Raw genomic sequence first — 25,441 nt, 5'->3', positions numbered from 1 at the left:
GGCTCCACGCTAGGACCGCAGCGTCGGCATCAGATGTCCCATCGCGCGACAGGGTGACCCACTCATGCCGACCGGAGGGCAGCCCCGAGGTGCAGCGCCGGTGTGCCAACGTGCAACAACCAGCCGCGAGAGTGCGGTGACACGATGGCGACTCATCCACCAGAAGGGGCTTGGGCATGATCATCGAGGATCTGGCAGGTCAGGTAGCCGTCGTCACCGGCGGCGCGTCGGGCATCGGCGCGGCTACGTGTCGCCGCCTGGCCGCACGTGGAGCGCATGTCGTGGTCGCCGACGTCGCTGTCGACGACGCTCGTGTGCTGGCAGGAAAGCTCGGGGGGCTCCGCCGTACATGTCGACGTGACCGACATGGCATCGGTCGAGGCCATGGTGAAGGCAGCGATGTCGGTGTCGGGACGGCTGGACATCGCGGTCAACAATGCCGGTATCGGCGTACCAGTCAAGAAGCGTGTGGGCGAGATGGGTGTCACTGACTGGCGCAAGGTCATGGGCGTCAACCTGGACGGGGTTTTCCACTGCCTCGAGGCCGGCTCGCGGTGATGGGACCCGCCGGATCTGGGTCGGTGGTCAACGTCGCGTCCGTCATGGGCGTCGTCGGAACGTCCGGTGGCGCGGCCTATGTGGCATCGAAGCACGCGGTCGTGGGACTGACCAAGGCGGCCGCACTGGATCACGCAGCGTCCGGCATCCGGATCAACGCCGTGGGGCCGGGCTTCGTCGACACTCCACTTCTGAGCCATCAAGATGCCGCTGTGCGGGAGCGGACCGTCCTGGCGCACCCCCTCGGTCGGTTGGCAACAGCGGACGAGATCGCGGCGATGATCGCCTTCCTGGTCTCGCCGGACGCGTCGTTCGTGACCGGTTGATCCACGTGGTGGACGGCGGCTACACCGCCGTCTGACCGAGGGGTGCGCTGCGGGAGCGGACTCGAGTCCATGTCGAGGACCGTGAACTCCCGTGACACGGGCGGCGCTGCCAGTGCGGCGATGAGCGCGTGGGGGACGCCGTCGGACGCGCGCCAGCTCTGGTAGGCCTGGAGAGCCTCCTTGGACTCCCAGGACTCGACGACCACCACCTTCTTGTCGTCCTCCGCGTCGACCCAGGCTTCGATGGACTCGGCGCCGGGGTAGCGGGCGCGTCTCGGCCAACGTGGTCTTGACCCCGGCGTACGAGGCCGAGAGATCGTCGCTCTTCAGCTCGCCTGGAGCAGTACGTGAATCGTCATCAGGTGCATCCTTCTAGGTGTGGGGTTGGCGTTCCGGGTGTCTAAGACTTCAACGGGCGTGCTTGCCCACGAAGGTACCGGCCTGGGCGACCGCGGTCGCGGCTTCAGGCAGGAAGTTGAACAGCGGCCAGATGTGAATCTGGCCATCGCCCTCGATGTAGCTGGCATCACCGCCAGCTTCACCGACCTTCTCCACGAACCGGACGGCGTCGTCGTGGAGACCTTCATCCGTGCCGGAGAACGCCAGGACCGGTGGGAGCCCGTGCGGATCTGCGTGCAGTGGCGAGGCGAAGGGTGTCTCCTGCGGCGTGCGCCCACCGAGGTAGGCGCCACCCATGTTCTCGACGAGGACAGCAGCCGGCAACGGATCAAGATGCGCTCGTTCCACCAGGGAGACACTCTGACCTGCCAGGTCGAGCAGCGGCGAGAACAACACGATGCACGTCGGCTGCTCCACGTCCTCGTCGCGCAGAGCCAAGGCGGCCCCGGCGACCAGTCCGCCCCCGGCAGAGTCGCCGACCAGCGCGACCGAGGGACGCCCTCTTGCCGGCGAGCCCAGCGGTAGGCAGCTTAGTACGTCCTCATGGGGCGCCGGGTATGGATGCTCGGGTGCCAGACGGTAGTCCACGACGAGCACTCGGTGGTCCGAGGCTGCGGAGATCCGGTATCCGAGCTCGCGGTATCCCTTGGCGGAGCCCATGGTCCATCCGCCGCCGTGGACCAGGACCACGACACGGGAGGGGGCAGCGCCGGGAGCGGAGACCCAGTAGGCCGGAACTCCTCCGGCGTCGACGGATTCGCTGACGGCATCTTCGGGAAGAACGAACTGGGTGAGCACTTCCTCGTAGAGGTTGCGGTAGTCATCCATCGTGGCCTCTGGGTTGGAGACGAGATGTCCGAGCAGCTCTCGCGCGCGCTGCTGATCCGCGGCCATCCGGCGATCCGCCTCGCCGTCGTTCGACTGCACTTGTTCTGCACGCATGTCTGATCCTCTCTCGACCGGTGACCGATCGTGTGACTGGTGTCACCTGAATCCTCACCGCCCGGAGGCGCTGCGGGTTGTCGCAGTTCGGGACATCGGACAAGTGGGTGGCGGCTGTCAGAAGGTCACCACGGCGCGGCCTGGCACGAGGCCGTCGCGCAGTCGCCGGTAGGCCGTCGGTGCGTCGTCGATGTCAAAGGTCTGGACGTCCACCGAGATCTGGCCCGAGCGGGCCAGCGCCAGGACGTCGAGCAGAGCCCGGACGGGTGCCCGAGTACGGGAACCGTACTGAGACGTCCGTGGGAATCGTGCCGTACCCCACTTCGACCGATCCTTGTCCCACCCCGATGACGTTGATCTCCCCGCCACGCATGACGATCTGTGTCGCCAAGCTCGTTGTCGGCACGGAGCCCACGAGGTCGAGAACCACTGCGGCTCCGTCGCCGCCCGTGAGTCGCGCGACGACTTCCGATGCCTGGTCGGGTGCCACGGCATGATCGGCGCCGAGCTCGAGCGCACGGCTGCGCCTGGATGCATCCAGGTCCACGGCGATCGTGACGCAAGCCGTCAAGGCCGGCACGAGCTGGACGGCAACGTGCCCCAGACCTCCGACGCCGATGATGACGACTACGTTTCCAGGAGCCAGGTGCTCCCACGACCGCCGCAGTGCGTGATACGGGTCAGTCCAGCGTCGCTCAGGCTGACGTGCTGCACCGGGTCGAGACCGTGCAACGGCACGAGATGTCGCGGATCCTCGACGAGCAAGTACTCGGCCATCGTGCCGGGCGCGCCGAGGCCCGGGGAGCGCAGCCCAAGTCTCGGGGCCGCGGCACACAGGTTCTCTGCGCCCGCCACGCAGCTGCGGCAGTGGCCGCATCCGCGCGGCCCGTACACGAGGACATCGTCGCCCAGCCGGACCCCCGCTGCACCGGCGCCGATCTCGGCAACGACGCCGGCGCCCTCATGACCCAACGTCTGGGGCAGTGCGCCGTACGGGTATTCGGCCTGGGGGCGTGTCAGCAGGCCGATGTCCGAGTGGCACACGCCTGCGGCAGTCATGCGCAGCAGGACCTGGCCCGGGCCTGCGCGAGGTCGTTCCACCTCTACGACCTCCGGCCACTGTCCGAAGGTCAGGTACTGCAGGGCGCGCATGGTGGTCGGTGATGAACTCATCGCTTCAGTCTTGTCCACCACGGCAGGCGCGCCATGTCTCGATGTAGGACGACTGGGTGGTCTGCTCAGAACGCGCCAAGGGCCGTCAGCACCTCCTTGCTGAACAACACGGCTTCCCTTCGCCGTGAAGCCCCAGATCTGAGCGTCCGCGTACACATCGGCGACGCACTCCAACCCCGTCGCATCGAGGGCCGCGTCGTGAACGGTCTTGGAGGCGGGATGGCACTAGGTGAGGTCGATCAGCCTCGGCGGCGCCTTGGTGCCGTGCGACTTCTTGAACAGGCGAACCGAGCGGTCGACGGGCGAGGCGTTGCGATGTGAGACACCCGAGAGGGGCTTTCGGATGTGAACGTAGGGGACATGACTGGAGCAGCAGCTGGCTTGCGGACCGCGGTGGAGGAGCTCCTCTCGCCGCCCACCCGCCGGCCACGACCGACCGCCTTGATTTCTGCGAGCACGTTTCGATGCGGGTCTGCGCGGGTCCACTTCCCGGAAGGACTGGGAGGAAGAGGACTCGACGCCTCTCTTCAGCCCGCAGTCGATGCGGCATTCTCTGCCGCCGGAGCACCCGACAACCGCCGCAGGGCAACGTCATCGGGCTCGGCATGGCGGCACCGACCCTGTTGCACTTCGCGACGGAGGAGCAGAAGCAGACGTGGATGCGTCCGCTCTGGACCGGCGAGGAGGTGTGGTGCCAGCTCTTCAGCGAGCCTGGTGCCGGGTCGGACCTGGCCGCCGTGGGCGCGTCTGCTCGGCGTGACGGCGATGCCTGGATCGTCAACGGTCAAAAGGTCTGGACCTCCCTGGCGCACGATGCCCGCTGGGCGCTGCTGCTCGTCCGTACCGACCCGTCGTTGCCCAAGCACAAGGGTCTGTCCTATTCGTCTGCGACATGAACAGCCCCGGGGTCGACGTCCGGCCGTTGCGGCAGATGACTGGCGAAGCGGAGTTCAACGAGGTCTATCTGGATGACGTCCGGGTGCCGGACGCTAACCGTCTTGGGGAGGTCGGCGCCGGGCTGGAAGGTCACGCAGGCAACTTTGATGAACGAGCGGGTGGCGATCGGCGGGGCTGTTGCGCCCCGCGAGTCCGGCCCGATCCGACCCCTCGTCGCCGCGTGGCGAGCCAGCGAGGCGCACCAGGATCCGGATTCCTACGACGCGATGATGGACTTGTGGGTCGACGCCGAGGCGTTGCGGCTGACCGGCGTGCGCCTGGGGCAGCAGCTCGAGGTCGGCGCTCCGGGGCCGGAGGGCTCTGGGTTGAAGCTCGCATTCGCCGACCTGGCGCAGGAGACGGCCTCGTTAGCGCTGGACCTTCTGGGACCCGAGGCGCTGCGCTACGACGACTGGTCGTTGCGGCGGCCCGACTTCACCGACGCTCTCGACCGTGAGCCTGGGTACTGGTACCTGCGCAATCGAGCCAACTCGATCGAGGGCGGAACCTCGGAGATCATGCGCAACATCATCTCCGAGCGCGTCCTCGGACTTCCGCCGGAAGCGCGAGGACAACGAGACACCCCGTGGAAGGATCTGCCCAAGTGACCGTTGTACCCAACCTCCTGTACTCAGACGTGGAGGACGACCTGCGCGCCTCGCTGCGCGACCTCCTGGCCGACCACAGCCCCTGGTCTGAGGTCCTGAGGCGGACCGATCAGCCCTTGGCGGCCGACAGCGTGGTCTGGTCAGCCTCACCCACGAATTCCGGGCTCGCCCGGTTCTGGCCGTGCCTGAGGATCTCGGCGGGGCCGGCGCATCGTGGAAAGAGGTCGGCGTCGTTCTCGAGGAACTCGGACGTGCAGTTGCTGACGTCCCGTTCTTCACCAGCGCCGTCGAGGCCACTGCGCTCGCACTCGCGCTGGGCGCGGAATGCGCTGGCGTCCGCTCTGGTACGTGGCGAGAAGATCGCCGCAGTGGCCGTCCCTCACACGCAGGCGCTCGACGCTGCAAACACGGGTGTGCAGTTCGACGGTTCGAGACTGACGGGCACGATCGGGCTGGTAGCGGGTGCGTTGGAAGCCGACGTTCTCCTGGTGCCGGCCGACGACTCGGTGCTGCTGGTCGAGACGGCGGATGTCGTCCTGTGCGGAGGCCATCTCGTTCGACATGACGCGCCGAGTGGCCGATCTGGTGTTCGTCCACATCGAGGTCAGTGTCCTCGCCTCCGGCACGGCGGCCAGCGAGGCCTTGACACGGGCCACCAGATCAGTGCTGCTCTCCTGGCCTCGGAGCAGTGGGCATCGCTGAGCGTTGCCTGGAGATGACAGTGGAGCATGTGCAGGACCGCCGACAGTTCGGCCGGACGATCGGGTCGTACCAGGCGGTCAAGCATCGCCTTGCCGACCAATGGACGGCGATCACCCAGGCTCGCGCGGTGGCGCGCTACGCGGCCGCTTGCGCTGCATCGGGTTGGACGATCTTGCTGTCGCCGCGGCCCTCGCCCAGACTGTCTGCTCGAAGGTGGCGCAGCACGCTGCGGAGGAAAGCGTCCAGCTCCACGGCGGCATCGGGTTCACCTGGGACATCCCGCACACCTGTACCTCAAGCGTGCCAGGGCCGATGCCCTCGCGCTAGGAACCCCTTCGCAGCACCGGAGTCGGCTGGGCACGCTCGTCGATCTTCCGCGTCCGCGTCCGTCGCGAACTGACACCACTAGGAGTGACACATGACCACCATTCCCGTTGACCGCGCTGCGGCTCCGAGCCTCCCGCTGCACCCGACCGAGGAGGAGCGCGTGCTCCGGTCGACGGTCCGCGACATCGTCGCACGGTTCGGCCACGACTACTTCATGAAGTGCTCAGCTTCCGGCGAGCCCATGCAGGAACTGTGGGACACCTTGGGTGCGCTCGGCTTCCTCGGACTGAACATCCCCGAGGAGTATGGCGGAGGCGGCGCTGGTCTCACGGAACTGTCCATCGTCCTGGAGGAGATGGCGGCGGGCGGTTGCCCTGAGCTCGCCATGGTCCTGTCGCAGGGCATAGCTGGATCGATCCTCCCGCTGCACGGCACCGAGGAGCAGAAGCAGCGCTACCTCCCCGGTATCGCCAGCGGCGCGGAAAAATTCGTCTTCGCCCTCACCGAGCCGGATGCTGGCTCGAACTCGCACAATGTCAGCACCACCGCGCATCTCGACGGAGACGAGTGGGTCGTCAAAGGCACGAAGTACTACATCTCCGGCGTTGATCATTGCGATCACTTTCTCCTCGTGGCGAGGACTGGAACCGATGGGACGACCGGTCGCGGACAGCGACGCTGTTCCATTGTCGACGACCCGACTGTGGCCGGACTCAGCCGGCCTGATCCCACGCGCTCTCAAGCGCCCGAACGGCAGTTCACTCTGTTCTTCGACGACGTGCGACTGCCTGTTGACTCGGTCATCGGCGACGTCGGGCACGGCCTGCGGCCGATCTTCGACGGCCTCAACCCGGAGCGGGTGCTCAGCGCTGTCATCTGTACCGGCATCGCACGGTATGCGCTCGACAAGGGAGTGGCGTACAGCAAGGAGCGCATGGTCTGGGCGTCCCGACCGGCAGCCACCAGGGCGTTCAGCACCCGCTGGCGGAAGCGCACATCGAGCTCGAGGCTGCACGGGGGATGGTGTGGCGTGCCGCCGCACTCTTCGACGCCGGGATGCCCGCCGGCGAAGAGTCCAACATGGCCAAGTTCCTTGCGTCGAGAGCCGGATTCAAGGCACTCGACACCGCGATCCAGGTGCATGGCGGCAACGGTCTGGCCAGTGAGTACGGACTGGCTGACCTGTGGTCCATCATGCGTCTCCAGCAGGTGGCACCCGTCTCGACGCAGATGGTGCTTAACCACATCGCGCAGCACACGCTGGGTCTGCCGAGGTCGTACTGATGGTGGACCTGACCGGTCGCACGGTCGTCATCACGGGCGGTAACAGCGGGCTCGGGCTCGGCATGGCTCACGGCGTGGGCCGAGCCGGTGCCTCAGTCGTCATCTGGTCGAGGACACAGCCCCGAAACGAGGAGGCCGTCGCTGAGCTCACCGAGGCCGGCATCGACGCGTCCTCAGAGGCATGCGACACCGCCGACGAGGCCGGTGTCGCCGAGGCCATGGCCCGCACCGTTGCACGTCACGGGAAGGTCGACTGCCTGATGGCGAACGCCGGGATCGCGGCCGCTTCTTCCTACGTCGACACGACGTTGGACGAATGGCACAGGGTGCTCCGGACGAACCTCGACGGGACCTTCCTGTGCACCCGCGAAGCAGCACGTCACTTCATCGAGCGAGGCGAGGGAGGATCGATGGTCGTCGTCTCCTCGATGATCTCCCGGTACGGCGGCGCGACGCAGGCTGCTGCACGACCAGCAAGAACGGGTTGATCGGTCTCGGCCGCACTCTCGCGGTGGAGCTGGCGCGTCACCAGGTCCGCGTCAACCTGCTGATACCCGGTTGGACCGCTACGGCGATGAACACGCATCTGCGAGAGGACGAGGCGTTCATGAAGGCAACGACAGCCAGGACGCCCGCTCGACGCTGGGCCCAGCCCGAGGAGTTCCACGAAGTCGCCTCGTTCCTTGCCGACCCGACCTTGACCTTCCACACCGGCAACGAGGTCGTTGTCGATGGCGGCTACACCATCTACTAGCCATATCTCGTTCTAGGAGTTTTCAATGATCACCATCGACGCGTTGCGCGAACGAGGTGAGGGACGCGTGCTGCCTGGCGGGACGATCGACGTCCTGCCCCATGAGGCAGCCATCGGCGACCTCGCCCTTCGCGCCGAAGACGAAGACGACGGCATCGCCCACCCGCTCTGGTTCGTCATCGCGTCCCTTCGCTGCATGGGCATCACAGTTGAACAGCTGTGTGCTCTCGCGCGGCAGGCCGAGGGAGACACGCTGCTGTTCGGTTCGTGCGAAGTTGTCCAGGAAGCGCCCATGCTGGTGGGCGGCACGTACACGAGCGACGCGTCGATCGGCGACGTCGGCACGCGAACGATTCGCGACGGGTCCCGCCTCGACAGTGTCGAGGTCGTGGTTGAGCTGCGCGACGAGGTGCAGAAGGTCGGCCGAGTCGCGAGCACCTACCTGTTCAAGCGAGGAGGGCGAGCATGAGCACCACGGTGGGCGTCGAAGTCGGGACCACGATCCCGAGCGTCATTGTCACGAACATCCGAGCGGAGGACATCGCCATGATGGCGCTCATCCTTCGCGATCCCAACCCGATCCACTTCGACCGCGACGCCGTGGCAGCCTCCGGTCTCGGCGATCGTTTCGTCAATCAGGGCGGCAGCACTATGGCGTACATCATGAACATGCTGACCGCGTGGGCAGGATCCCGAGCTGCGATCACATCGATCAAGTGTTCGTTCACTGGCAACGTATTTGCCGGCGACGACGTCGAAGTGGGAGGAACAGTCACGACCGTCAGCGCCACCGACGACGGAGTCCGCGCTGATTGCGAAGTGTGGGCTGAGGTCGTCGGCGGACGACGTGCCATTGTCGGCACCGCGGTGGTCCTTCTGCCGGTGGGGTTCTCGGCATGAGCGACGACGGAACGGGTCACCTGTTCGAAGGACGGGCACGTCGCAGTCGTCACGCTGGACCGGCCGGCAAAGCGAAATGCTCTGACACTCGACATGGTCCAGAGCTGCGCGACGTGTGCGCCGATCTGCAGGCTGACCGCGAGGTGCGGGCCGTCATGCTCACAGGTGCCGGCGACAAGGCCTTCTGCGCTGGGGGAGATCTGAAGGCGATGATCCCGGTGGCGCTCGATGCCGGTCGCGACACGCTGAATCCCGATCCGACGACCCGTTTCCTGAGCGGACTGATGAAGCCGGTGGTGGCAGCCGTACGGGGCGGTTGCTTCGGTGCGGGCTTCGAGATGTTGCTGGGAACAGACTTGCGGGTGGTCGGGAGCGACGCGGTGTTCGGTCTGCCCGAAGCTTCGCTGGGCCTCATCCCGGGCGACGGAACCCACATCCGGCTTCCCCAACAGGTTCCCATGGCAGTTGCCAAGTCAATGCTGTTGCTCGGGACCACGTTGGACGCCGAGCAGGCCCTGGCTCTCAACCTGGTCAACGAGGTCACTGAGCCGTCGCGTGTCGAGACGGTGGCGCTGCAGTGGTGCGAACAGCTGGCGGCCAAAGGTCCGATCGCGGTGCAGACATCGAAGGAGATCGTGAACCGGCACGCCGACTCCGTCACCGGGTTCGTGTTCGAGCACGCAATGAATGCTCGTGTGCTGGGCTCCGAGGACGCCCGCGAGGGGGTCGCGGCGTTCCTGGAGAAGCGGTCGGCCGTCTTCCGTAACATCTGACGAACACAGAAGGGGTGTTGGACCGATCGGTCCAACACCCCTTCCGTGCGTTGGTGCTACAGGGTGGTGCCTGCGTCGATCGGGAGCGTCGCGCCGGTGATGTATCGGCCTCGTCGGAGACGAGGAACAGCAGGGCGTTGCTGACGTCGTCCACCTCGACCCACGGGATGGGGAAGCTTGTTGGTGGCGGTCGACGCTACCTCGAACTCCGCGCGGCCAGGGTTGGGGTGATCTGGCGAGAAGATCCGGTAGGTGCCCTCGTTCTGGATCATGGGCGTGTCGACTTGCGTCGGATGCAACGAGTTGACCCGGATGCTCGAGGGCGCGAGCTCCGAGGCGAGGCTGCGCATCAGCCCAACAACGCCGTGCTTGGCCGCGGTGTAGTGGGAGATGTGCGCGTAGCCCTTCAAACCTGCGGCAGAGCTCGTCAGGACCACCGATCCGCCCCTCCCGCCGGCGAGGATGTGCGGAACTGCCACGCGAGTCGTGTTCCAGACACCGGTCAGGTTGATGTCGATCATCTGGTTCCAGGTCGCGGGCGGCAGCTCGTGTGACAGGTAGGGGTTGGACGCGATTCCGGCGTTCGCGGACACGATGTCCAGGCGGCCCAGCGTCCCGACGGCGGCGTTCACACCAAGCTTCGAGAACGTCGAAGTCGCGGACGTCAGCCTCGATGACCTCGGCGCGACGGCCAGTAGCCCGGACGAGCTCGGCGGTCTCGGCGAGCTCGTCGGACGTGCCGGTCGGGTAGCCGATGTCGATGATCGGGCGTGGCACGTCGACGATGATGACGTCGGCGCCTTCCTCGGCCAGTCGTACCGCATGTGAACGGCCCTGGCCTCGCGCAGCACCGGTGACGAGGGCGACTTTTCCTTCTGCTTTGCTCATTGCGCTTCTGCTTTCTTCTGCCAGATCTGGTGACGATCGAGGTGACCGCCGTCACTGTCGACGGTAGATCTGTTGGCCGCAAAGGCGTGTCCCAATGTCGGACAGAGATGCTCCTCACGGGCTGCCTAACGTCGTGGACCTAGAGGTCGACGGTCCGATGCTGTCGGCGGTCAGGAGCAGAAATGGGCAAGCTTGATGGACGCGTTGCACTCGTCACGGGAGGAGCCCGGGGCCAAGGTCTGAGCCACGCGCATGTCTTGGCGGCGGAGGGCGCCGACATCGCCGTGGTCGATATTTGTGAGCAGATCGAGACCGTCCCCTACGCCATGTCGACGGTCGATGACCTCACCCGGGCTCACAAGGAGCTCGAGGAGCACGGCACGCGCGTGTGGACGCGACAGGTCGACATGCGCGACGGAACGCAGGTCCAGACGGCCGTCGACGACATCGTCGCCGAGCTGGGCGCGGTCGACATCGCCGCTGTGAACCACGGCATCTGGACACGCGGCGACTTCTGGGACATGCCCGACGACGTGTGGCAGGACATGATCGATGTGAACCTGACAGCGGTGTGGAGGGCTCTTCGTGCGCTGGGCCCGCACATGATGTCGCGCAGAAGCGGCTCGATCATCCTGACAGCATCGGTCAATGGCAAGGAGGGCCAGCCCGGCTCTGCGCACTACACGGCCGCCAAGCATGGCGTGCTCGGCTTGATGAAGTCGGTCGCCCTGGAGCTGGCTCCGTACGGAGTCCGGGTCAACGCGATCATGCCTGGATTCGTCGACTCCGGCATGACCAACTGGCAGGGCTGCTATGACATGACGGGCGGCAAGCCGGGCTCCACGCGTGCCGAGCATGAGCAGAACTCCCGTCACTGGCATGCCATCGGGGGGCTCATCGAACCGAACGAGATCAGCGGGGCGGTGGTGTTCCTGGCCTCTGACGACGCCAAACGCATCACCGGCATCGAGATGCCGGTCGATGGCGGCCACTTGCTCCTGCCGGGCTTCAACACGGCGCCGGTATGACGGGCGCCCCACCCGTTAGCTGACAGCGAGAAGCCATCGGGTCACGATCACTGAGGATCGTGGCCCGATGGCCTGGACGGCCCGACCGCTTAGTCGATCTTCGACGTCTCGCTCAGGCGGTGCCATGTCCTGTTGTGGTAGACCAGCGGCTCGGAGGCAGCTGCGTCGGCGGCCGGGTCATCGGCCGGCGGGGCAGCCGACTCGAGCGCCTGGACCGCAACGACCGTCGAACCTCCGGCGACCATCTCGTTCACGATCCGTCCGCGGATCCATGCATGTGCCGCCGGGAAGAACGGCTCACCGGTATCTAGGCGGCTCCACAGCGTGGTGTCAGCGAACCGGTCGATACCGCTCGTGGACCCGATCTTGGCCAGATGGAGCTGCTCGGCACCGAGCAGATGGACGACCACGGTCTTCGATCGGAGGATGCTCGGAGCAGCCGACGAGATGGCCGAGATCGAGAAGACGAGCAGCGGCGGGGCTGCGCTGACCGAGAACACTGAGGTCGCGGTCATCGCCACGGGTCCGTCGCCGGGGTCAGCGGTGATGATGGCCACGCCGGCAGGGTGATTTCGGAAGGCAGCCTTGAACTCGTCGGGCGTCACGGCCGACCGGCCTAGGATCAGAGGCCTCCAGGTGGGAGCGTGGTCATCCAACCAGTGCTGGTCGTCGCTGCTCATGTCCTGCTCGGTTTCGGCAACTGCGTGCATGGCCGACCTCCTCTTCGTCGATGTGCGGCCAGTCCATCACGTCAAACCGGACCAAGTCTGTCGCGGAATGAGACAGATCACACGCCCTCGAACTGCCTACCGTCGAGGCACAGGACGTATTGACGTCAGAATCCACGTCGAAGGACTAGAACCATGGAGTACACACCGATCGAATTCGGAGCCTTCTTGGCCCCGTGGCACAAGGTAGACACTGACGCGCACCTGGCCATCAACCAAGACATTGAACTGGCAGTCGAGATGGATCGTCTCGGGTTCTCTGAGTTCTGGATCGGCGAGCACCACTCGGGCGGAGTGGAGATCGTCGCCGACCCCACGTTGTTCCTGGCAGCTGTCTCGCAGCGCACCTCTCGCATCAAGCTCGGTCTCGGGGTCGTGTCGTTGCCCTACCACAACCCGTTCATCCTGGCCGATCGCCTGGTCCTGCTGGACCACCTCACGCGCGGACGCATGATCTTCGGTGCCGGACCCGGTCAGTTGGTCGACGACTCCCGTTCTATCGGCATCGACCCGGTCGAGAACCGGCGCAAGATGGAGCAGTCGTTCGACGTCATCACTCGTCTGCTTGCGGGCGAAACCGTGACGGAGAAGACCGACTGGTACGACATCCAGCAGGCATACATCCAGATCGCACCCTACTCGGCGAAAATCCAGACGGCAGTCACCGCGACAGTCTCACCGACAGGTCCGAAGCTGGCTGGCAAGTATGGTGCAGGCATCCTGTCGCTCGCTGCCACCGATCCGGCCGGTGCAGAGATGCTGCAAAAGCACTGGGGCATTGCCGAGGAGATCGCGGCCGAGAACGGCCAGACGGTTGACCGCGCCAACTGGCGTCTGACGTGCCCGATGCACATCGCGGAGACTGAGGAACAGGCGCGCGAGAATGCTCGTCACGGACTGCTGTATCTGATGAACTACCTCTCACACGTCAGTCCCGGTATGCAGGAGGTCGATGACGTCGACGTCCTCATCGACGGCATCAACTCAACCGGATTCGGTGTCATCGGAACCCCCGAGATGGCGGTCGAGCAGGTCAAGCGGATGCAGGAGAAGTCCGGCGGATTCGGCAAGCTCTTGGTGCTTCACGGTGAGTGGGCCAACTACGAGAACAGTGTGCGGAAGCTGCGAGCTCATCGCCGAGCGCGTCATGCCCGAGTTCAACGGGTCGAAGGCTCGCCGGCAGCGCGGATACGACGAGACGGTCAACAGCGGCGGCGCTGGTGCCACCGCTACGGCTGCAGGTCAGGCCGAGGCGCAGGAGCGCTTCGAGCGCGAGCGCGCAGCAGTCGCTGCCAAGTAGAGCCACGAGGTCTCGCGCCGCCCATGTGTGGTGCGGCGCGGGGCTTCTTTACTCCGGCAGCACCATCTACTCAGCAAGGAACTCACACGTGATCATCAACGACATCGGTGACCGGCTTCTGCTTGAGGAGCCTTGGGACTTCACGTCCCTTGCCTTCGCGACCGACAAGTCCGCCGGCACGGCAATCGGCGGTGTTCGATGGGTTGGCGAGGGGCACGTAGACATCCCTGTGGACCGGCTGCGTTCGCTCGCCGGCGAACTGGCGGATGATGAGGAGTGGCGTTCGAGGCTTCGACGCGATGATCGAGTACGCGACGGGCAAGGGGTGGGTCGACGTGGCACGCAATGTCCGGATTCACGTCGTCGACCAAAGGCGCTAGCGATAGGCGTGACTCGACATGACCAGTTCGAGAGGTGCTCGAGGTACCGCCGACATGGCCACGCGGGACTACTTCGTGACGTGTCGGCATTTCGCTGCCGGAAGCACGAGCCGGAGGGAGCCGATCGGGACCCAGCACCTTCGCCGCTTCGGCGATTCAGATACTGCGTGCGGACAATGGGCGGTGGAGTGGCCGATGTACGTCGATCTGCGTATCGACGTTCGCAGCGCGGATCTGTGCCTCGGGTGTGCTCGAGCCATCGGGTTGCGCCCCTGAGCAGTTGAGCCCCTCCGTGGTTGATGGTCCATCAGGAGTTGCGCGTTTGCTCATGAAGCGGCCGTGATGACAACCCTGCATGCAAGGCGAGGGCCGGATCAGGTGGGGGCGTCTCCGCGTATACGGGGCTGACGTGCGACGTGGCCTGTCGTACTCGACGACTCGGAAGGCCTTCGCGGCGCAGCCGATGACGTTGCCCTCCAGCGGGTCTGCAGATCGACCCGGCCGGCGGTAGTGTCGCGATGCGCGGTCGGATTGATCGGGTCGTGTCTCCGCAATATCTGAAGCAGCACGTGCTGGTCGGATACATCAAGGGCCTCGATCGGTGACACGACGAGCTTGTACACAGCGCCGACATGAGTCATCGGCAGCTGCGCGCGGCTCGTGCTCGTTTCGGATGTGCCTCGGTCTGCCGGGCTCTTGGAGCGCGAGTGGCAGGTCATGATTTCGTCCCTGAGGCCAACGAGTACCCGCAAACGCGACGTTGACATCCTTCACGAGCCGCAGCATCGGTGTCGAGCGGCGACCTGCCGAAAATGGTGGCATCGAGGTCGGGCGAACCGCAGCGTATGTCGCGAGGAGGGCGTGCAAAGGGGATGAGCCGTCGGGGTCGGCAACGGCAGGAAGACGTCGAGACCGTCAGCGGACCGCCGCAAGGCGACCGAGCCGCGCCCGATGAGTTCCACCAGCGTGGAGGAAGACTCATGGGGGGCTCGGTCGCTGTCTTGAGCATTCGCGTTCGTCGTTTCCTCCGGACCGCGCAGCCCGCGGGGATGCGGCTTGGACGGCGGTCAGCCCGATCAGACGGCCACGCGGTGCGTCACTTCTCGCAGTACCCGAAGTCGACCTTCGCTGGAGCCCTGTGACGTACCGGCTCTCGTCCGAAGCCAAGAAGAGCACGGCGTTCGAGATGTCCCGAGGGTCGGCCCACCGCTCAGGAAGCATGTGCATCGACTGGAACAGGTCGCCGTAGTCGTCCGGCCCCGGGTTCTCCAGGTCTGGTCGGAACAACTTGTACATGGTGTCGTTCTTGATCATGTCGGTGTCGACTGACGATGGATGAATGGAGTTGACCCGGATACGTGCCGGTCCGAACTCTCCCGCGAAGGACTTCATGAGGCCGACCACGCCGTGCTTGGCTGCGGTGTAGTGCGAGAAAGCAGGAAATCCGCGGATGCCGGCGCTCGAGGCTGATGAGGACGAGTGATCCGCCCTGGCCGCGATCGAGCATCGCCGGCACAGCGGCGCGAACCGTGTTCCAGACGCCGGTCAGATTCACGTCGATCATGTCCTGCCACACCTTCGGCGACATGTCGCGAGTGGGAGCGGTGCTGAAGATGCCGGCATTCGCCACGACGATGTCGATGTCTCCGACCGTGGCTACACCTGCGTCAACTGCTCGCTGCATCTCGGACAGGTCGCGGACGTCGGCCTGGTGCGTGGAGATTCGACGGTCCAGGGCCTCCACGACTCTGCCGTGCGCTCGAGGTCGGACCGCGAGGACATCGCGTAGGGAACTGTCTCCATCTGGTCGCAGAGGTCGATCGCAATGATGTCTGCGCCCTCTTCAGCTAGACGCAGCGCGTGCGATCGGCCCTGGCCCCTCGCCGCTCCGGTGACGAGAGCCACCTTGTTCTCGAGACGTCCCATGACGTGCTCCTTCGTAGTTGGCCGGCTTCGATGCCGGGAGGTGTGATGGGTGCCACAGGAGCGTATGTCGAGCAAACCATGGAGTCAACATCTCCGTTGATTTATGCGATAGAAGGATCGCACAGATCACGACTTACTCTGATCAGACGTGCAATTTAGGTGCAATTGGAAGCAGGAGTCATCCTCAACAGATCTGTTGACAAGATCTCGGAACGGACCTAGTGTCAGGCCCGTACTACGTCGACAGTGAGGTAGATCACGTGGCTGGCAACGCATGATCGCCCTCTGCTCGTCGAGAAGAGCTGGGCTCGAACCCGCGCCATCGCGGTGGGGGACTCGAGGAGACACATCCAAGCGGGCCGTGGGCCTGTCCTTCCTGGTCTGCCGACTCGGGCGCCTGACCATTCACGACACGGAGAAATGCGCATGACAACTTCAACCTCCACGAGGCTCGGGAAGACCGGGCGCGTCCTCGGCATCGGCGGGATCGCCGCCCTCTTGATGGCCTCTGCAGCGTGTGGCGGGTCGGACGGAGCCTCGTCAGATGGCGCGTCCGGGGGTGCTGGCAAGACGACAGCTGCCCAGGTGAAGGAGGCCGCGGGACTCGCAGAGAAGGCTCAGACGGCTCCCACGCAGATCAACTCGACCGTCCCGCTGGCCAAGGCTCCGGAGGCAGGCACGAAGGCGGTCTACCTGCTCGACCCGAATCCAGCCAACACGCTCATCGGCAAGTCCTTCCAGGAAGCCGTGGAGTCCGCAGGGTGGGACGCCGAGCAGATCCCCTACAACGTCGCGGATCCCGCAACCGTCCAGGCAGCGCTGAAGACGGCCCTGTCCAAAGGGGCAAAGTTCGTAGGCGAGGCGGGTCTTCCGGCGGACGTGTTCGGCGACAGCGTCATCAAGTCGTACACCGACGCTGACGCCAAGATCGTGATCGGCTCCATCTTCCCCAAGGCGAACACCGAGACCATCAACACCGACGCGGGAGGTGGTGAGGCCCGGTACGAGACCGGCAAGGCGCTCGCGTCATGGTTCGTGTCCGACTCGGACGGCAAGGGCAAGGCCATCGTGCAGAACCTGAGCGCCTACCCGATCCTCGCCGAGTTCGTTCGCGGATTCACCGACGAGGTCGATCGACTCTGCCCCGGCTGCTCCGTGGAGGTCGCGAAGTTCACGCCGTCGGACCTGGCGGGCGGCAAGATCAACCCTGCCCTGGTCTCCAAGCTCCGCGCAGACCGCTCCGTCGGCTACCTGTTCTTCGACAACTCCGGTTTCGCGACCGGCATCGACTCTGCCCTCAAGGCGGCCGGTCTCACGAAGGTCAAGGTCGGCGGCTCCGGGATCGACTCGAACGCGGTGGCGTCCATCAAGAAGGGCACGCAGCACGCGTGGATCGGGACCAGCTGGTTCTACCAGGGATACGCCATGGCTGACGCTGCCTTCCGCCTGCAGACAGGCACGCAGGAGGGATCGGAGCAGAACGGCGACCAGCCCTTCCAGCTGTTCACGAAGGACAACATCGACCAGCTTGACGGTGAGTACGACGCGCCCAAGGACGCGCTGGCCCAGTTCCAGAAGCTCTGGAACGTCACGGGCTGACGGACCCACCGCCCATCCACGGAAGCCGGAGAAGGAGTAGATATGACAACACAACCAGCGATCGTCCTCGAGAAGGAGGAGGAGGGCAAAGCTGTGCCTGCGCTGGAGCTCAGCCACGTGTCGAAGTCCTTCTCCGGCAAGACCGTGCTGTCCGACGTCGATCTGACCATCGAGCGAGGCGAGATCCACGCCTTGCTAGGCCAGAACGGCTCGGGCAAGTCCACGCTCATCAAGATTCTCTCCGGATTTCACCAGCCCGACCCCGGTGGCAGAGTGAGCGTCGCCGGCGAACCGTTGAGCCTGGGTTCGTCGTCGGCCTCCCGTCAGAGTGGATGCCGCTTTGTCCACCAAGACCTCGGGCTCATTGTTGAAGACACTGTCCTCAACAACTTGGCAATCGGCGTGGGCTTCCCGACGCGATGGGGCACGATCCGCAGCCGCCAGGCATTGAGGCAGGCTGAGCGAGCGCTGTCACGCGTCGGTCTCGACATCAGTCCAAAGACCCAGGTGTCGGCCCTCAGCCCCGCGCAGCGCACGGGTGTGGCAATCGCCCGTGCACTCGACAACAGTGCCGGCGAACGTCCGGACCTGCTGGTCTTGGACGAGCCGACGGCTAGCCTTCCGGTGGACGAGGTGCGACACCTGCTCGAGATCTTGCGCTCGACTGCCGCGAGCGGGGTTGGCATCCTCTACGTGACGCACCACCTGGACGAAGTATTCGCCTTGGCTAGAACTGTGTCGGTTCTGCGTGACGGTCAACTGGTCGGAACGCGTCAGGTCGCCTCGGTCGACAAGGACACCCTCGTCCACATGCTCCTTGGCGCCGAGCTCGAGAATGCCGAGCACATCGACCACGACGTCGTGCATCTCTCCGACAGCGACGCACCACCGGTTCTCACGGTCAAGGACCTCTCGGCCGGACCTTTGTCCGACGTGTCGTTCGAGGCAAGAGCTGGCGAGATCATCGGGGTGCATGGCTTGACCGGATCGGGACGGAGACGTTGCTCGGTGCGGTCTTCGGAGCCGTGTCGCGCTCCACCGGCGATGTGGCCGTGGGCGGCGTGTCGGTCCCCGCAGACGACCCGCGTAGCGCCGTCAAGTCGGGCATCGGCTACATGCCTCCCGACCGTCGGGACCCGCGGCGGCCTCATGGCGCTCACTGCCCGCGAGAACCTGTCGATGGTGGACTTGACGACCTTTTGGAATCGTCTGCGGGTAGACACCACCGCCGAGCGGGCAGAAGTCGCCGAGTGGTTCGCCAAGCTTGACGTTCGCCCGGTCGGCGGACTGGAGCTGCCGCTCTCCAGCTTCAGCGGCGGCAACCAGCAAAAGATCCTGCTGGCGAAGTGGTTGAGAACCTCCCCGTCGGTACTTCTTCTCGACGATCCGACCCAGGGCGTTGACATCGGGGCAAAGGTCGAGATCCACCAGCAGATCCTCATCGCGGCGGCAGCAGGTGCAGCCGTCGTCATCAGCTCGACCGACCAGGACGACTGACCGCCGTCTGTACCCAGGTGCTGGTCGTCAAGGACGGAGCAATCGCGAGCATCCTCCGCGGAAAGAGGATCAACGACACCGAGCTCAACCGGGCCCTGCACGACGGTTCGAGCCCCTCAGTAGAAAAGGACCACTCGTGAAGACCAAGTTCGGCTTCGGCCTCGACCGCTTCAGCGGCATCTACCTAGGCGTCCTGTTCGTCATCGTCTTCGGCTTCTGGAGTCCTGACACCTTCCTGACGGCCGATACGCTTCACCTGATCGCGTCCCAGCAGGCAGTCGCAGGCATGGTGGCAGTGGCGCTGCTCATCCCCATGGTGTGCGGTCAGTTCGACCTCTCGGTCGGCTTCACCGCGAACTTGTGCGGGCTCATCGCCGTTGTCGTCCAGAACGACAACGGGGTGCCTGCTATCTGGGCCATCCTCATCGCTGTCCTGGTCGGAGCCGTCATCGGGTTTGTCAACGGGCTGGTGGTCGTCGTGTTCGGTGTGAACTCGTTCATTGCCACGCTGGGGATGGGATCGGTACTCCTCGCCGTCCAGTCCATCGTCACGAACTCTGAGACGCCGCTCCCAGTTGCCTCCACCTTCTTCAGCGACATCAGCCAGCACCCGCTGTTCGGCTTCCAGTTCGTGATCGTCTATCTGGCCGTCATCGCTCTGGTGGTCTGGTGGGTCTTGGCCATGACGCCGGTCGGACGCTACATGTACGCGACCGGTAGCAATCCCATCGCCGCGAAGCTGGCGGGCATCCAAACCGCGCGATGGTCGTGGATCTCGTTGATCGCCTCGTCCACGATCTCCGCATTCGCGGGGGTTCTGTACGTCTCACTGACTGGGCCGTCCCTGTCGTTCAACCAGACCCTGCTCTTGCCGGCGTTCGCAGCCGTCTTCCTCGGGTCCACGCAACTTCGTCCCGGGCGGTTCAACGTGTGGGGACGTTGCTGGCAATCGTGGTCCTCGCTATCGGGGTTCAAGGACTTCAGCTGGTGTCAGGCATCCAATGGGTACAGGACATGTTAAGCGGAGTCGCGTTGATCCTTGCTGTCTCGCTGTCAGTCGGTCGGCAGCGCGGGTGGGGGCTGCGACGCAAGGCTTCGTCGAAAGCGTCGACGACTGCGACTTCTGCAATCTGACGGTCCGCATCTGAAGGGTGGTGTCCGTCGCAAAGACGGCCACCACCCTTCTAGTCGTTGCTGGTGGCCCGAGACGCAAGCGACCGCGCGGCGCCCGCCCCATGGGGCGAGCGCCGCGCGGTCGTGACGTGAGGTTCAGCGATTGGTGGCGCCGGCATCCACCATGGTCTGTGTGCCTGTCACGTAGCGCGCCTCGTCAGACGCCAGGTAGAGCACTGCGTTGCTGATGTCCCGAGGTTCGACGAACTCCACGGGCAACGTGTTCTCGAAGATCCCGCCGGTCGAGGGGGCCAGGCCGATCAGCTCGGGCATGCCGCCGAGCCCTTCGAGCATGTTGGTGTTGACACCGGTCGGATGCACCGTGTTGACGCGAATATTGAGTGATCCCAGTTCGTTTGGCCAACGAGCGGGCGATGCCGACGACCCGTGCTTGGCCGCAATGTAAGGCGTCAGGAACGGTTGTCCCTTGGTGCCGCCGGTCGAGCTGGTGATGATGATCGAGCCGGCCTTCGCGGCGACAAGGTGCGGTAGCGCGGCCACGACGGTGTTCCAGACTCCCGTCAGGTTGACGTCGATCGTGTCCTGCCAGCGCGGTCCGTCACCTTGTCCCATGGCTGGACGGTGCAGATACCGGCGTTGGCGCACACGATGTCGAGCCGACCGAGCTCAGCGACGCCTGCATTGACGGCTGCCGCCAGTGCTGCGGGTCGCGCACGTCGGCCTTGGTGGCGATGATCCCGCCGATCGAGCGCCTCGACCTCCTTGACCGTCTGTGCCAGGTCTTCTTCTGCCGACATCGCGTAAGCGACGGTGTCGTAGTCGACCAGTCCGTCGACAGCGATGATGTCAGCGCCCTCCTCGGCGAGCCGGATGGCGTGACTGCGGCCTTGGCCTCGGCCCGCACCGGTGATGAACGCTACCTTGCCTTCAACTCTGCTACCCATGTTCACAAGTCCCTTCAAATGGCACGGCGTGACATCAGATTGTGATGCAACACACGTGTTGACGATAGGTCTAAAGTTAAGAACTGTATGCTCGGAAGTCAATGGTGACCATCTCCATCGAATCGGTCCGGCCGAACATGCAAAATGGTCGAATTATCCTGAAATACAAGGATAAAAGTTGGATCATATGAAGGCAGTCTAAGTGAGGGAAGTATCGATCATGGTCAACCGAATCACTGGTGTAGATGTCAACGCGATCGTAGACGTGCGTCGTCGTGTCTCGACTCAGGTGGTGGGGCGCAGCCACGAGCTCGAACTCCTGCTGGCCGCGGTAGGTGCGGGGCGCGACCTGGTCATCGAAGGGCCGCCAGGCACCTCGAAGACAACTCTGCTCGGCGCCATCACCCGCGAGTGGGGCGTGCCGCTGGTGTTTGTGGAGGGCAATGCCGACCTGACGCCGTCGAAGCTCTGGGGCACCACCATCCTGCTCAGGTACTGCAGGACGGATACACGCCCCAGAACTTCGTTGACGGCCCGCTGCTGACCGCGATGAGAGAAGGGGGCTTCCTCTACATCGAGGAGTTCGAACCGCTCACCGGATGACACCCTCAACACGCTGCTGACGGCGATGGCCGACCGCAAGGTGACCGTGCCCCGTGTCGGCACGATCGAGGCCAAGGACTCATTTCGCGTCATTGCGTCGATGAATCCCTTCGACAACGTTGGCACGACGCGACTCTCGTCGAGTGTCCACGACCGGATGTGCAGAGACTGTCGATCGACTACCAGGACGCTGGCGCCGAGCGCAAGATCGTTGAGCGTCGGGCGCAGAGCGCGAGCATCGACCTGCCCGCCGATCTCTTCGACCACGTGCGCCAGGATGCCGTCGCCGTGACGCGTGCCACGCGGGTCCACCCAGACATCCGCCAAGGTAGCAGCGTCCGCGGCGCGATCGACCTCGCGCTCGTCGCGAACGAGCTTCTGGCCCTGAGGGGTGTGGCCTCGCCGGGTCGCGGTCGATTCCTCGGTGCCGAGACCGATCCCGAACGTGCAACGTACACGTCCACGATCTGGGATGCCATGGTTGTGGCGCTGTCTGGGCGCATCCACCTGGACGAAGTGGTCGAGGCCACGCCTGGAGTCGGTCCTTCGCCAGATCTGGGAAGATCACTTCATCCTTGCGGCGGCGTCCGCGGCTCCCGGTTGAAGAGCCGTCGAGGCTGACTCGCCGCTGGTCAGGGACACCCCTGCGCGGAGTCGCACAGCAGGTCTCAAGCCGTTGCGGCGGAAGCCGAAGGCGAGCCGACGGAGGGTGCTGAGCTGCAGCCTTGGTCTGGAGCGGGCGGCGCGGGAGGCGGGACGTCTCGCAGGGACCCAGATGACCGCGGGGCATCAGGGGCACAACCGCCGGGCAGTGGGACCGGTGCCACCGATGACGACGCCGAGCTGGTTCCCGACGACGCAAGCTCCTCGATGGTCGATCCGGAGGTGGCGCGGCGGGTGCGTCGGATAGCGGCGCGGTTGTCGGTGCCGCGGGCTCGCCGCGACGTGATCGCGCGTCGCGGCACTGGAGCGGTCAGGAGCGTCCGCTATCGCGGTGGCTCGGACGACATCGACCTGGAGGCAACGGTCGCCCGGCTCGTTGGGCGGCCAATCCCCGAGGATGATGACATTATCGTCCGCGAGCGAATGAGTAGCCGCCGCTCGGTCGTGCTTGCCGTCGATGTCTCGGGATCGATGAACGGCGAGCGCGCCACGACAGCGGCTGCCACGGTGGGGGCACTGTTTGCAGAGCTGTCGGCCGACCACGTGGCGGTCGTCGCCTTCTGGTCGGACGCGTCCCTGCTCGTTCCGCTGGGCCAACCGTCCAGCCCGCAGAGAGTGCTCGACATGCTGCTGCGGCTTCCGTCCCGCGGTCTCACCAACGTCAGCTCCCCCTAGAGGTCGCGGCGAAGCAGCTGGCGCGCGTCCCGAGCCGCGATGCGCGCGTGCTGCTGCTCTCGGACTGCGTTCACAACGCGGGGCCCGACCCCCGTGAGATCGCGTCCAGACTGCCGCGACTGGACGTGCTGCTCGACACATCCGGTGAGAACGACCTCGATCTGGGGCGCGAACTGGCGCTAGTGGGCCGTGGGAGGGTGGCGAGTGCCGCGACCTACCGCGACGTCGGCCCAGGGCTCTCGAGGATCTTCGCAACATAGGGCCGTGCCGCTCGTTCTCTGCACGAGCGGCTCGGCCCTACGACGGCCCGACCCGGTCAGTACGACCGGGGAGTGCGAGCTCACGCTCGGCGACGTAGTTCATGATCTGCTCCTCGCTCACCGGTGTGATGCGGAGCATCCGTGCCTCGCGGAAGAAGCGCTCGACCTGGTACTCAACTGCGTATCCGAACCCTCCGTGCGTCTGCACGGCGCGATCGCACGCGTAGAACGCCGCCCGCGCGGCCAGGAACTTGGCGGTGTTGGCCTCGGTGCCGCAGGGCCGGCCGGAGTCGTACAGTCGTGCGGCCTGCTGCACGATGGCTGCCGCGCCGCGCAGCTGCATGTAGGCGTCCGCAAGCGGGTGCTGGATGCCTTGGTTCTGGCCGATCTGTCGGTTGAACACGACCCGCTCGTTCGCGTATCGGACAGCGCGCTCGAGCGCGACCTTCCCAAGACCGACGGCCTCGGCTGCGACGAGCACTCGCTCGGGGTTCAGGCCGTCGAGGATCGTGTAGAACCCCCGGCCGAGCTCGCCGACGAGGTTCATCCGAGGAACCGGCAGATCGTCGAAGACGACCTCACAGCTCGACACCGCATTGCGTCCCCATCTTGTTGATGGGCTTGATGTCGACAAAGTTGGGGTCGAGGTCGGCTACGAAGAGGGACAGTCCGTCGATGGGTCGCTCGACCTGGTCGATGGGGGTGGTGCGGGCGAGGATCAGAACCGTGGATGACTGCTGAGCCTTGGTCATCCAGACCTTCCGGCCTCTGAGGACCCATCCGTCCTCGGTCTCGATGGCGCGCGTCGAGATGCGACCTGTGTCGCTGCCGGCATCGGGCTCCGTCACGCTGAATGACACGTGGATCTCGCCGCTCGTGATGCGGGGTAGAGTACTTGGCCTTCAGCTCGTCGGTGCCGTGCACTACGAGAGGGTGGAAGCCGAACATCGACAGGTGGACCGTCGAGCAGCCGTTGATGCCCGCACCGCTTTGGGAGATGGCTTCCAATGCGAGCGCCGCATCTTCGATGGAGGCGCCTGCCCCGCCGTACTCCTCCGGCGCCAGCATGCCGACGACGCCGACATCGACCATCGCCTCGAAGAAGTCCTGAGGGAACTTGTGCCCCTGGTCGTGCTCGGTCCAGTACGCGTCATCAAATTTGCGGCACGCATTTTCGATCGACTCGACGAACGAGCGCTGGTCGGGATTCATTTCGAGTTGGAACACGTGAGTACACCTCTGCGATCGGCGGGAACACCATTAACGTAGGCGTTGACCGGGTATACGTCAACGTGAATGTTGACAACGTGACTAGCGCCGCAGGCCGTCGATGGCAGCTGCGAGATGCCCTTGCCGATCTCATCGGCGTCCATCAGGCCGTTGGGCTTGAACCACAGGTTGGAGTAGTTCAACATCCCGATGATGCAGTTCGCTGCTACCCCGGCCGGAAGGGGTGTCTGGAACGAGCCGTCCGCGATGCCGTCGGCGATGGTCTGTCGGACGAGCTGGAAGTAGTCGGTGTTCCAGGCCTGGACGGTCTCGCTCCAGCCCTGATCGGAGGCGCCTTCAGTGGCCAGTTTGGCGACGTCCTCCTGCACGAACACGTACATGTACGGGTAGTGCTCCTCGAATGACTTCATGAGGCTTTGAATCATCATCGACAATTTTTCTGCCGCAGGCGCGTCCATGGCCGACACGGCGTGGGCCGCCGCGATGTTGGCGGACACTGCCTCGGACACCACATCGCGAAAAAGCTGCTCCTTGGAGCCGACGTAGTAGTAGAGCGACGCCCGATCGACCCCTGCCTCGGCAGCGATGTCGTTAGAGCTGGTGCCACGGAACCCGCGTTGGTGGAAGACCTTGCCGGCTGCGCGCCGGATCAGCTCCACACGCTCTTGGTACGCGGGGTTGGTGTCTGCGGACGCGGCCGCGGCCGCACGCCTCTTAGCGATCTCGCTCACGTTTCCTCCTGGTCGATGGCGATCGTATCAACCTTGTCAGTCAACATTAGTGTTGATAGAGTTCTTTGTGGCCGCTGACATCGAATGTGGCCGGACCAGAAAGGCTGAGCTCCAGTGACTGACGTCCTCTACGACGTGCGAGGCAGTGCCGCGTGGCTGACCATCAACCGGCC

27 protein-coding genes and 9 pseudogenes are annotated in these 25,441 nt (G+C 65.0%); 22 read left to right on the top strand and 14 right to left on the bottom strand.

The features are described 5' to 3' along the window. Positions 1–176: 176 nt before the first annotated feature. The 3 genes and pseudogenes from ACHMWU_RS07675 to ACHMWU_RS07665 all read left to right on the top strand — a co-directional run. Positions 177–278: pseudogene (locus tag ACHMWU_RS07675) on the top strand (SDR family NAD(P)-dependent oxidoreductase); the annotation flags it as partial. A gap of 88 nt (positions 279–366) precedes the next feature. Next, positions 367–558 (top strand): SDR family oxidoreductase, encoded by a 192-nt coding sequence (locus tag ACHMWU_RS07670; RefSeq protein WP_396042510.1) that lies wholly within the window; start codon positions 367–369, stop codon positions 556–558. After that, positions 558–869 (top strand): annotated as a pseudogene (locus ACHMWU_RS07665) (SDR family NAD(P)-dependent oxidoreductase); the annotation flags it as partial. The gene ACHMWU_RS07670 and the pseudogene ACHMWU_RS07665, both read left to right, overlap by 1 nt. On the opposite strand, the gene ACHMWU_RS07660 reads toward ACHMWU_RS07665, so the two are convergent. From ACHMWU_RS07660 to ACHMWU_RS07645, 4 genes are all read right to left on the bottom strand, one after another. Then, complete coding sequence (locus ACHMWU_RS07660) at positions 758–1,201, bottom strand: putative quinol monooxygenase (RefSeq protein WP_396043021.1); 444 nt, start codon at positions 1,199–1,201, stop codon at positions 758–760. The pseudogene ACHMWU_RS07665 and the gene ACHMWU_RS07660 overlap by 112 nt on opposite strands. A 91-nt stretch (positions 1,202–1,292) precedes the next feature. Beyond that, the gene (locus tag ACHMWU_RS07655) at positions 1,293–2,225 is read right to left on the bottom strand and encodes an alpha/beta hydrolase (protein ID WP_396042508.1); all 933 of its coding nucleotides are present in this window, start codon (positions 2,223–2,225) and stop codon (positions 1,293–1,295) included. A gap of 193 nt (positions 2,226–2,418) precedes the next feature. Beyond that, the gene (locus tag ACHMWU_RS07650) at positions 2,419–2,796 is read right to left on the bottom strand and encodes a zinc-binding dehydrogenase (protein ID WP_396042506.1); all 378 of its coding nucleotides are present in this window, start codon (positions 2,794–2,796) and stop codon (positions 2,419–2,421) included. 56 nt (positions 2,797–2,852) lie between these two features. Next, entirely contained in the window at positions 2,853–3,398 is a 546-nt protein-coding gene (locus tag ACHMWU_RS07645; RefSeq protein WP_396042504.1) for an alcohol dehydrogenase catalytic domain-containing protein, read from the bottom strand. Between the two features lie 605 nt (positions 3,399–4,003). Between ACHMWU_RS07645 and ACHMWU_RS07640 the strand changes: the two genes are divergently transcribed. From ACHMWU_RS07640 to ACHMWU_RS07595, 10 genes and pseudogenes are all read left to right on the top strand, one after another. Continuing rightward, positions 4,004–4,294 (top strand): acyl-CoA dehydrogenase family protein, encoded by a 291-nt coding sequence (locus ACHMWU_RS07640; protein WP_396042502.1) that lies wholly within the window; start codon positions 4,004–4,006, stop codon positions 4,292–4,294. 147 nt (positions 4,295–4,441) lie between these two features. Then, positions 4,442–4,942 carry an acyl-CoA dehydrogenase family protein gene (locus ACHMWU_RS07635; RefSeq protein WP_396042500.1) on the top strand — a complete coding sequence of 167 codons (501 nt, stop codon included), beginning with the start codon at positions 4,442–4,444 and terminating at the stop codon, positions 4,940–4,942. A gap of 251 nt (positions 4,943–5,193) precedes the next feature. Continuing rightward, on the top strand, positions 5,194–5,661 hold the full coding sequence (locus tag ACHMWU_RS07630) for a hypothetical protein (protein WP_396042498.1): 468 nt from the start codon (positions 5,194–5,196) through the stop codon (positions 5,659–5,661). Further along, entirely contained in the window at positions 5,658–6,044 is a 387-nt protein-coding gene (locus ACHMWU_RS07625; RefSeq protein ID WP_396042496.1) for an acyl-CoA dehydrogenase family protein, read from the top strand. The genes ACHMWU_RS07630 and ACHMWU_RS07625 overlap by 4 nt, the downstream gene beginning before the upstream one ends. An 18-nt stretch (positions 6,045–6,062) precedes the next feature. After that, positions 6,063–6,689 (top strand): annotated as a pseudogene (locus tag ACHMWU_RS07620) (acyl-CoA dehydrogenase family protein); the annotation flags it as partial. A gap of 158 nt (positions 6,690–6,847) precedes the next feature. After that, positions 6,848–7,255, top strand: a complete 408-nt coding sequence (locus ACHMWU_RS07615; protein WP_396043019.1) for an acyl-CoA dehydrogenase family protein — start codon at positions 6,848–6,850, stop codon at positions 7,253–7,255. Further along, a pseudogene (locus tag ACHMWU_RS07610) lies at positions 7,255–8,009 on the top strand (SDR family NAD(P)-dependent oxidoreductase). Before ACHMWU_RS07615 ends, ACHMWU_RS07610 begins: the two are co-directional and overlap by 1 nt. A 25-nt stretch (positions 8,010–8,034) precedes the next feature. Continuing rightward, the gene (locus ACHMWU_RS07605; RefSeq protein WP_396042494.1) at positions 8,035–8,478 is read left to right on the top strand and encodes a hypothetical protein; all 444 of its coding nucleotides are present in this window, start codon (positions 8,035–8,037) and stop codon (positions 8,476–8,478) included. Further along, entirely contained in the window at positions 8,475–8,909 is a 435-nt protein-coding gene (locus tag ACHMWU_RS07600; RefSeq protein ID WP_396042492.1) for a MaoC family dehydratase, read from the top strand. Before ACHMWU_RS07605 ends, ACHMWU_RS07600 begins: the two co-directional genes overlap by 4 nt. After that, complete coding sequence (locus tag ACHMWU_RS07595) at positions 8,906–9,682, top strand: enoyl-CoA hydratase/isomerase family protein (protein ID WP_396042490.1); 777 nt, start codon at positions 8,906–8,908, stop codon at positions 9,680–9,682. Before ACHMWU_RS07600 ends, ACHMWU_RS07595 begins: the two co-directional genes overlap by 4 nt. 56 nt (positions 9,683–9,738) lie before the next feature. Here ACHMWU_RS07595 and ACHMWU_RS07590 read toward each other — a convergent pair whose 3' ends face one another. Together ACHMWU_RS07590 and ACHMWU_RS07585 are read right to left on the bottom strand one after the other, a co-directional pair. Then, a complete protein-coding gene (locus ACHMWU_RS07590) occupies positions 9,739–10,275 on the bottom strand; it encodes an SDR family NAD(P)-dependent oxidoreductase (RefSeq protein ID WP_396042488.1) in 537 nt (178 codons plus the stop codon). Between the two features lie 103 nt (positions 10,276–10,378). Then, positions 10,379–10,570: pseudogene (locus tag ACHMWU_RS07585) on the bottom strand (SDR family NAD(P)-dependent oxidoreductase); the annotation flags it as partial. Between the two features lie 182 nt (positions 10,571–10,752). Between ACHMWU_RS07585 and ACHMWU_RS07580 the strand changes: the two are divergent. Beyond that, entirely contained in the window at positions 10,753–11,598 is an 846-nt protein-coding gene (locus ACHMWU_RS07580) for a mycofactocin-coupled SDR family oxidoreductase (RefSeq protein ID WP_396042486.1), read from the top strand. A gap of 89 nt (positions 11,599–11,687) precedes the next feature. Here ACHMWU_RS07580 and ACHMWU_RS07575 read toward each other — a convergent pair whose 3' ends face one another. Continuing rightward, entirely contained in the window at positions 11,688–12,278 is a 591-nt protein-coding gene (locus ACHMWU_RS07575) for a flavin reductase family protein (protein ID WP_396042484.1), read from the bottom strand. Positions 12,279–12,461: 183 nt separating this feature from the next. On the opposite strand from ACHMWU_RS07575, the gene ACHMWU_RS07570 reads away from it, so the two are divergent. Beyond that, a complete protein-coding gene (locus tag ACHMWU_RS07570; protein WP_396042482.1) occupies positions 12,462–13,718 on the top strand; it encodes an LLM class flavin-dependent oxidoreductase in 1,257 nt (418 codons plus the stop codon). 1,266 nt (positions 13,719–14,984) lie between these two features. On the opposite strand, the gene ACHMWU_RS07565 is transcribed toward ACHMWU_RS07570, so the two are convergent. Together ACHMWU_RS07565 and ACHMWU_RS07560 are read right to left on the bottom strand one after the other, a co-directional pair. Continuing rightward, the gene (locus tag ACHMWU_RS07565; protein WP_396043017.1) at positions 14,985–15,506 is read right to left on the bottom strand and encodes an SDR family oxidoreductase; all 522 of its coding nucleotides are present in this window, start codon (positions 15,504–15,506) and stop codon (positions 14,985–14,987) included. Next, a pseudogene (locus tag ACHMWU_RS07560) lies at positions 15,487–15,750 on the bottom strand (SDR family NAD(P)-dependent oxidoreductase); the annotation flags it as partial. The gene ACHMWU_RS07565 and the pseudogene ACHMWU_RS07560, both read right to left, overlap by 20 nt. A gap of 608 nt (positions 15,751–16,358) precedes the next feature. On the opposite strand from ACHMWU_RS07560, the gene ACHMWU_RS07555 reads away from it, so the two are divergent. From ACHMWU_RS07555 to ACHMWU_RS07545, 3 genes are all read left to right on the top strand, one after another. Continuing rightward, positions 16,359–17,531 (top strand): sugar ABC transporter substrate-binding protein, encoded by a 1,173-nt coding sequence (locus tag ACHMWU_RS07555; RefSeq protein ID WP_396042480.1) that lies wholly within the window; start codon positions 16,359–16,361, stop codon positions 17,529–17,531. Positions 17,532–17,573: 42 nt separating this feature from the next. Next, positions 17,574–19,028 (top strand): sugar ABC transporter ATP-binding protein, encoded by a 1,455-nt coding sequence (locus tag ACHMWU_RS07550; protein WP_396042478.1) that lies wholly within the window; start codon positions 17,574–17,576, stop codon positions 19,026–19,028. 136 nt (positions 19,029–19,164) lie between these two features. Next, positions 19,165–20,049, top strand: a complete 885-nt coding sequence (locus ACHMWU_RS07545; RefSeq protein ID WP_396042476.1) for an ABC transporter permease — start codon at positions 19,165–19,167, stop codon at positions 20,047–20,049. 248 nt (positions 20,050–20,297) lie between these two features. Here ACHMWU_RS07545 and ACHMWU_RS07540 read toward each other — a convergent pair. Beyond that, positions 20,298–21,106: pseudogene (locus ACHMWU_RS07540) on the bottom strand (mycofactocin-coupled SDR family oxidoreductase). A 220-nt stretch (positions 21,107–21,326) separates the two neighbouring features. On the opposite strand from ACHMWU_RS07540, the gene ACHMWU_RS07535 reads away from it, so the two are divergent. The 4 genes and pseudogenes from ACHMWU_RS07535 (at position 21,327) to ACHMWU_RS07520 (ending at position 23,047) form a co-directional block, all read left to right on the top strand. Then, on the top strand, positions 21,327–21,650 hold the full coding sequence (locus tag ACHMWU_RS07535) for a hypothetical protein (RefSeq protein WP_396042474.1): 324 nt from the start codon (positions 21,327–21,329) through the stop codon (positions 21,648–21,650). 84 nt (positions 21,651–21,734) lie between these two features. Then, positions 21,735–21,809: pseudogene (locus tag ACHMWU_RS07530) on the top strand (hypothetical protein); the annotation flags it as partial. 59 nt (positions 21,810–21,868) lie between these two features. After that, positions 21,869–22,330, top strand: coding sequence for a hypothetical protein (locus ACHMWU_RS07525; RefSeq protein WP_396043075.1), 462 nt, complete (start codon positions 21,869–21,871; stop codon positions 22,328–22,330). A gap of 249 nt (positions 22,331–22,579) precedes the next feature. Further along, positions 22,580–23,047, top strand: coding sequence for a VWA domain-containing protein (locus ACHMWU_RS07520; RefSeq protein ID WP_396042472.1), 468 nt, complete (start codon positions 22,580–22,582; stop codon positions 23,045–23,047). A 297-nt stretch (positions 23,048–23,344) separates the two neighbouring features. On the opposite strand, the gene ACHMWU_RS07515 is transcribed toward ACHMWU_RS07520, so the two are convergent. From ACHMWU_RS07515 to ACHMWU_RS07500, 4 genes and pseudogenes are all read right to left on the bottom strand, one after another. Further along, entirely contained in the window at positions 23,345–23,899 is a 555-nt protein-coding gene (locus ACHMWU_RS07515; protein ID WP_396042470.1) for an acyl-CoA dehydrogenase family protein, read from the bottom strand. Further along, positions 23,886–24,155: an acyl-CoA dehydrogenase family protein gene (locus ACHMWU_RS07510; RefSeq protein ID WP_396042468.1), complete on the bottom strand. Its 270-nt coding sequence runs from the start codon at positions 24,153–24,155 to the stop codon at positions 23,886–23,888. Before ACHMWU_RS07510 ends, ACHMWU_RS07515 begins: the two co-directional genes overlap by 14 nt. A gap of 97 nt (positions 24,156–24,252) precedes the next feature. Then, positions 24,253–24,519, bottom strand: a pseudogene (locus ACHMWU_RS07505) (acyl-CoA dehydrogenase family protein); the annotation flags it as partial. After that, on the bottom strand, positions 24,516–25,268 hold the full coding sequence (locus ACHMWU_RS07500; protein WP_396042466.1) for a TetR/AcrR family transcriptional regulator: 753 nt from the start codon (positions 25,266–25,268) through the stop codon (positions 24,516–24,518). The gene ACHMWU_RS07500 and the pseudogene ACHMWU_RS07505, both read right to left, overlap by 4 nt. Between the last annotated feature and the right edge of the window lie 173 nt (positions 25,269–25,441).

This window comes from Aeromicrobium sp. UC242_57, assembly GCF_044452305.1.
In the GTDB taxonomy this organism is placed as follows: domain Bacteria; phylum Actinomycetota; class Actinomycetes; order Propionibacteriales; family Nocardioidaceae; genus Aeromicrobium.
Note: the sequence above shows the minus strand (reverse complement) of the source record. Positions and strands in the feature narration are given on the sequence as shown.

Coding starts and splice junctions, on each gene's coding strand:
- ACHMWU_RS07670 (WP_396042510.1), top strand. CDS start 367: ATGGCATCGGTCGAGGCCATGGTGAAGGCAGCGATGTCGGTGTCGGGA.
- ACHMWU_RS07655 (WP_396042508.1), bottom strand. CDS start 2,225: ATGCGTGCAGAACAAGTGCAGTCGAACGACGGCGAGGCGGATCGCCGG.
- ACHMWU_RS07645 (WP_396042504.1), bottom strand. CDS start 3,398: ATGAGTTCATCACCGACCACCATGCGCGCCCTGCAGTACCTGACCTTC.
- ACHMWU_RS07640 (WP_396042502.1), top strand. CDS start 4,004: ATGGCGGCACCGACCCTGTTGCACTTCGCGACGGAGGAGCAGAAGCAG.
- ACHMWU_RS07635 (WP_396042500.1), top strand. CDS start 4,442: ATGAACGAGCGGGTGGCGATCGGCGGGGCTGTTGCGCCCCGCGAGTCC.
- ACHMWU_RS07625 (WP_396042496.1), top strand. CDS start 5,658: ATGACAGTGGAGCATGTGCAGGACCGCCGACAGTTCGGCCGGACGATC.
- ACHMWU_RS07605 (WP_396042494.1), top strand. CDS start 8,035: ATGATCACCATCGACGCGTTGCGCGAACGAGGTGAGGGACGCGTGCTG.
- ACHMWU_RS07600 (WP_396042492.1), top strand. CDS start 8,475: ATGAGCACCACGGTGGGCGTCGAAGTCGGGACCACGATCCCGAGCGTC.
- ACHMWU_RS07595 (WP_396042490.1), top strand. CDS start 8,906: ATGAGCGACGACGGAACGGGTCACCTGTTCGAAGGACGGGCACGTCGC.
- ACHMWU_RS07580 (WP_396042486.1), top strand. CDS start 10,753: ATGGGCAAGCTTGATGGACGCGTTGCACTCGTCACGGGAGGAGCCCGG.
- ACHMWU_RS07575 (WP_396042484.1), bottom strand. CDS start 12,278: ATGAGCAGCGACGACCAGCACTGGTTGGATGACCACGCTCCCACCTGG.
- ACHMWU_RS07570 (WP_396042482.1), top strand. CDS start 12,462: ATGGAGTACACACCGATCGAATTCGGAGCCTTCTTGGCCCCGTGGCAC.
- ACHMWU_RS07555 (WP_396042480.1), top strand. CDS start 16,359: ATGACAACTTCAACCTCCACGAGGCTCGGGAAGACCGGGCGCGTCCTC.
- ACHMWU_RS07550 (WP_396042478.1), top strand. CDS start 17,574: ATGACAACACAACCAGCGATCGTCCTCGAGAAGGAGGAGGAGGGCAAA.
- ACHMWU_RS07535 (WP_396042474.1), top strand. CDS start 21,327: ATGGTCAACCGAATCACTGGTGTAGATGTCAACGCGATCGTAGACGTG.
- ACHMWU_RS07520 (WP_396042472.1), top strand. CDS start 22,580: ATGGTCGATCCGGAGGTGGCGCGGCGGGTGCGTCGGATAGCGGCGCGG.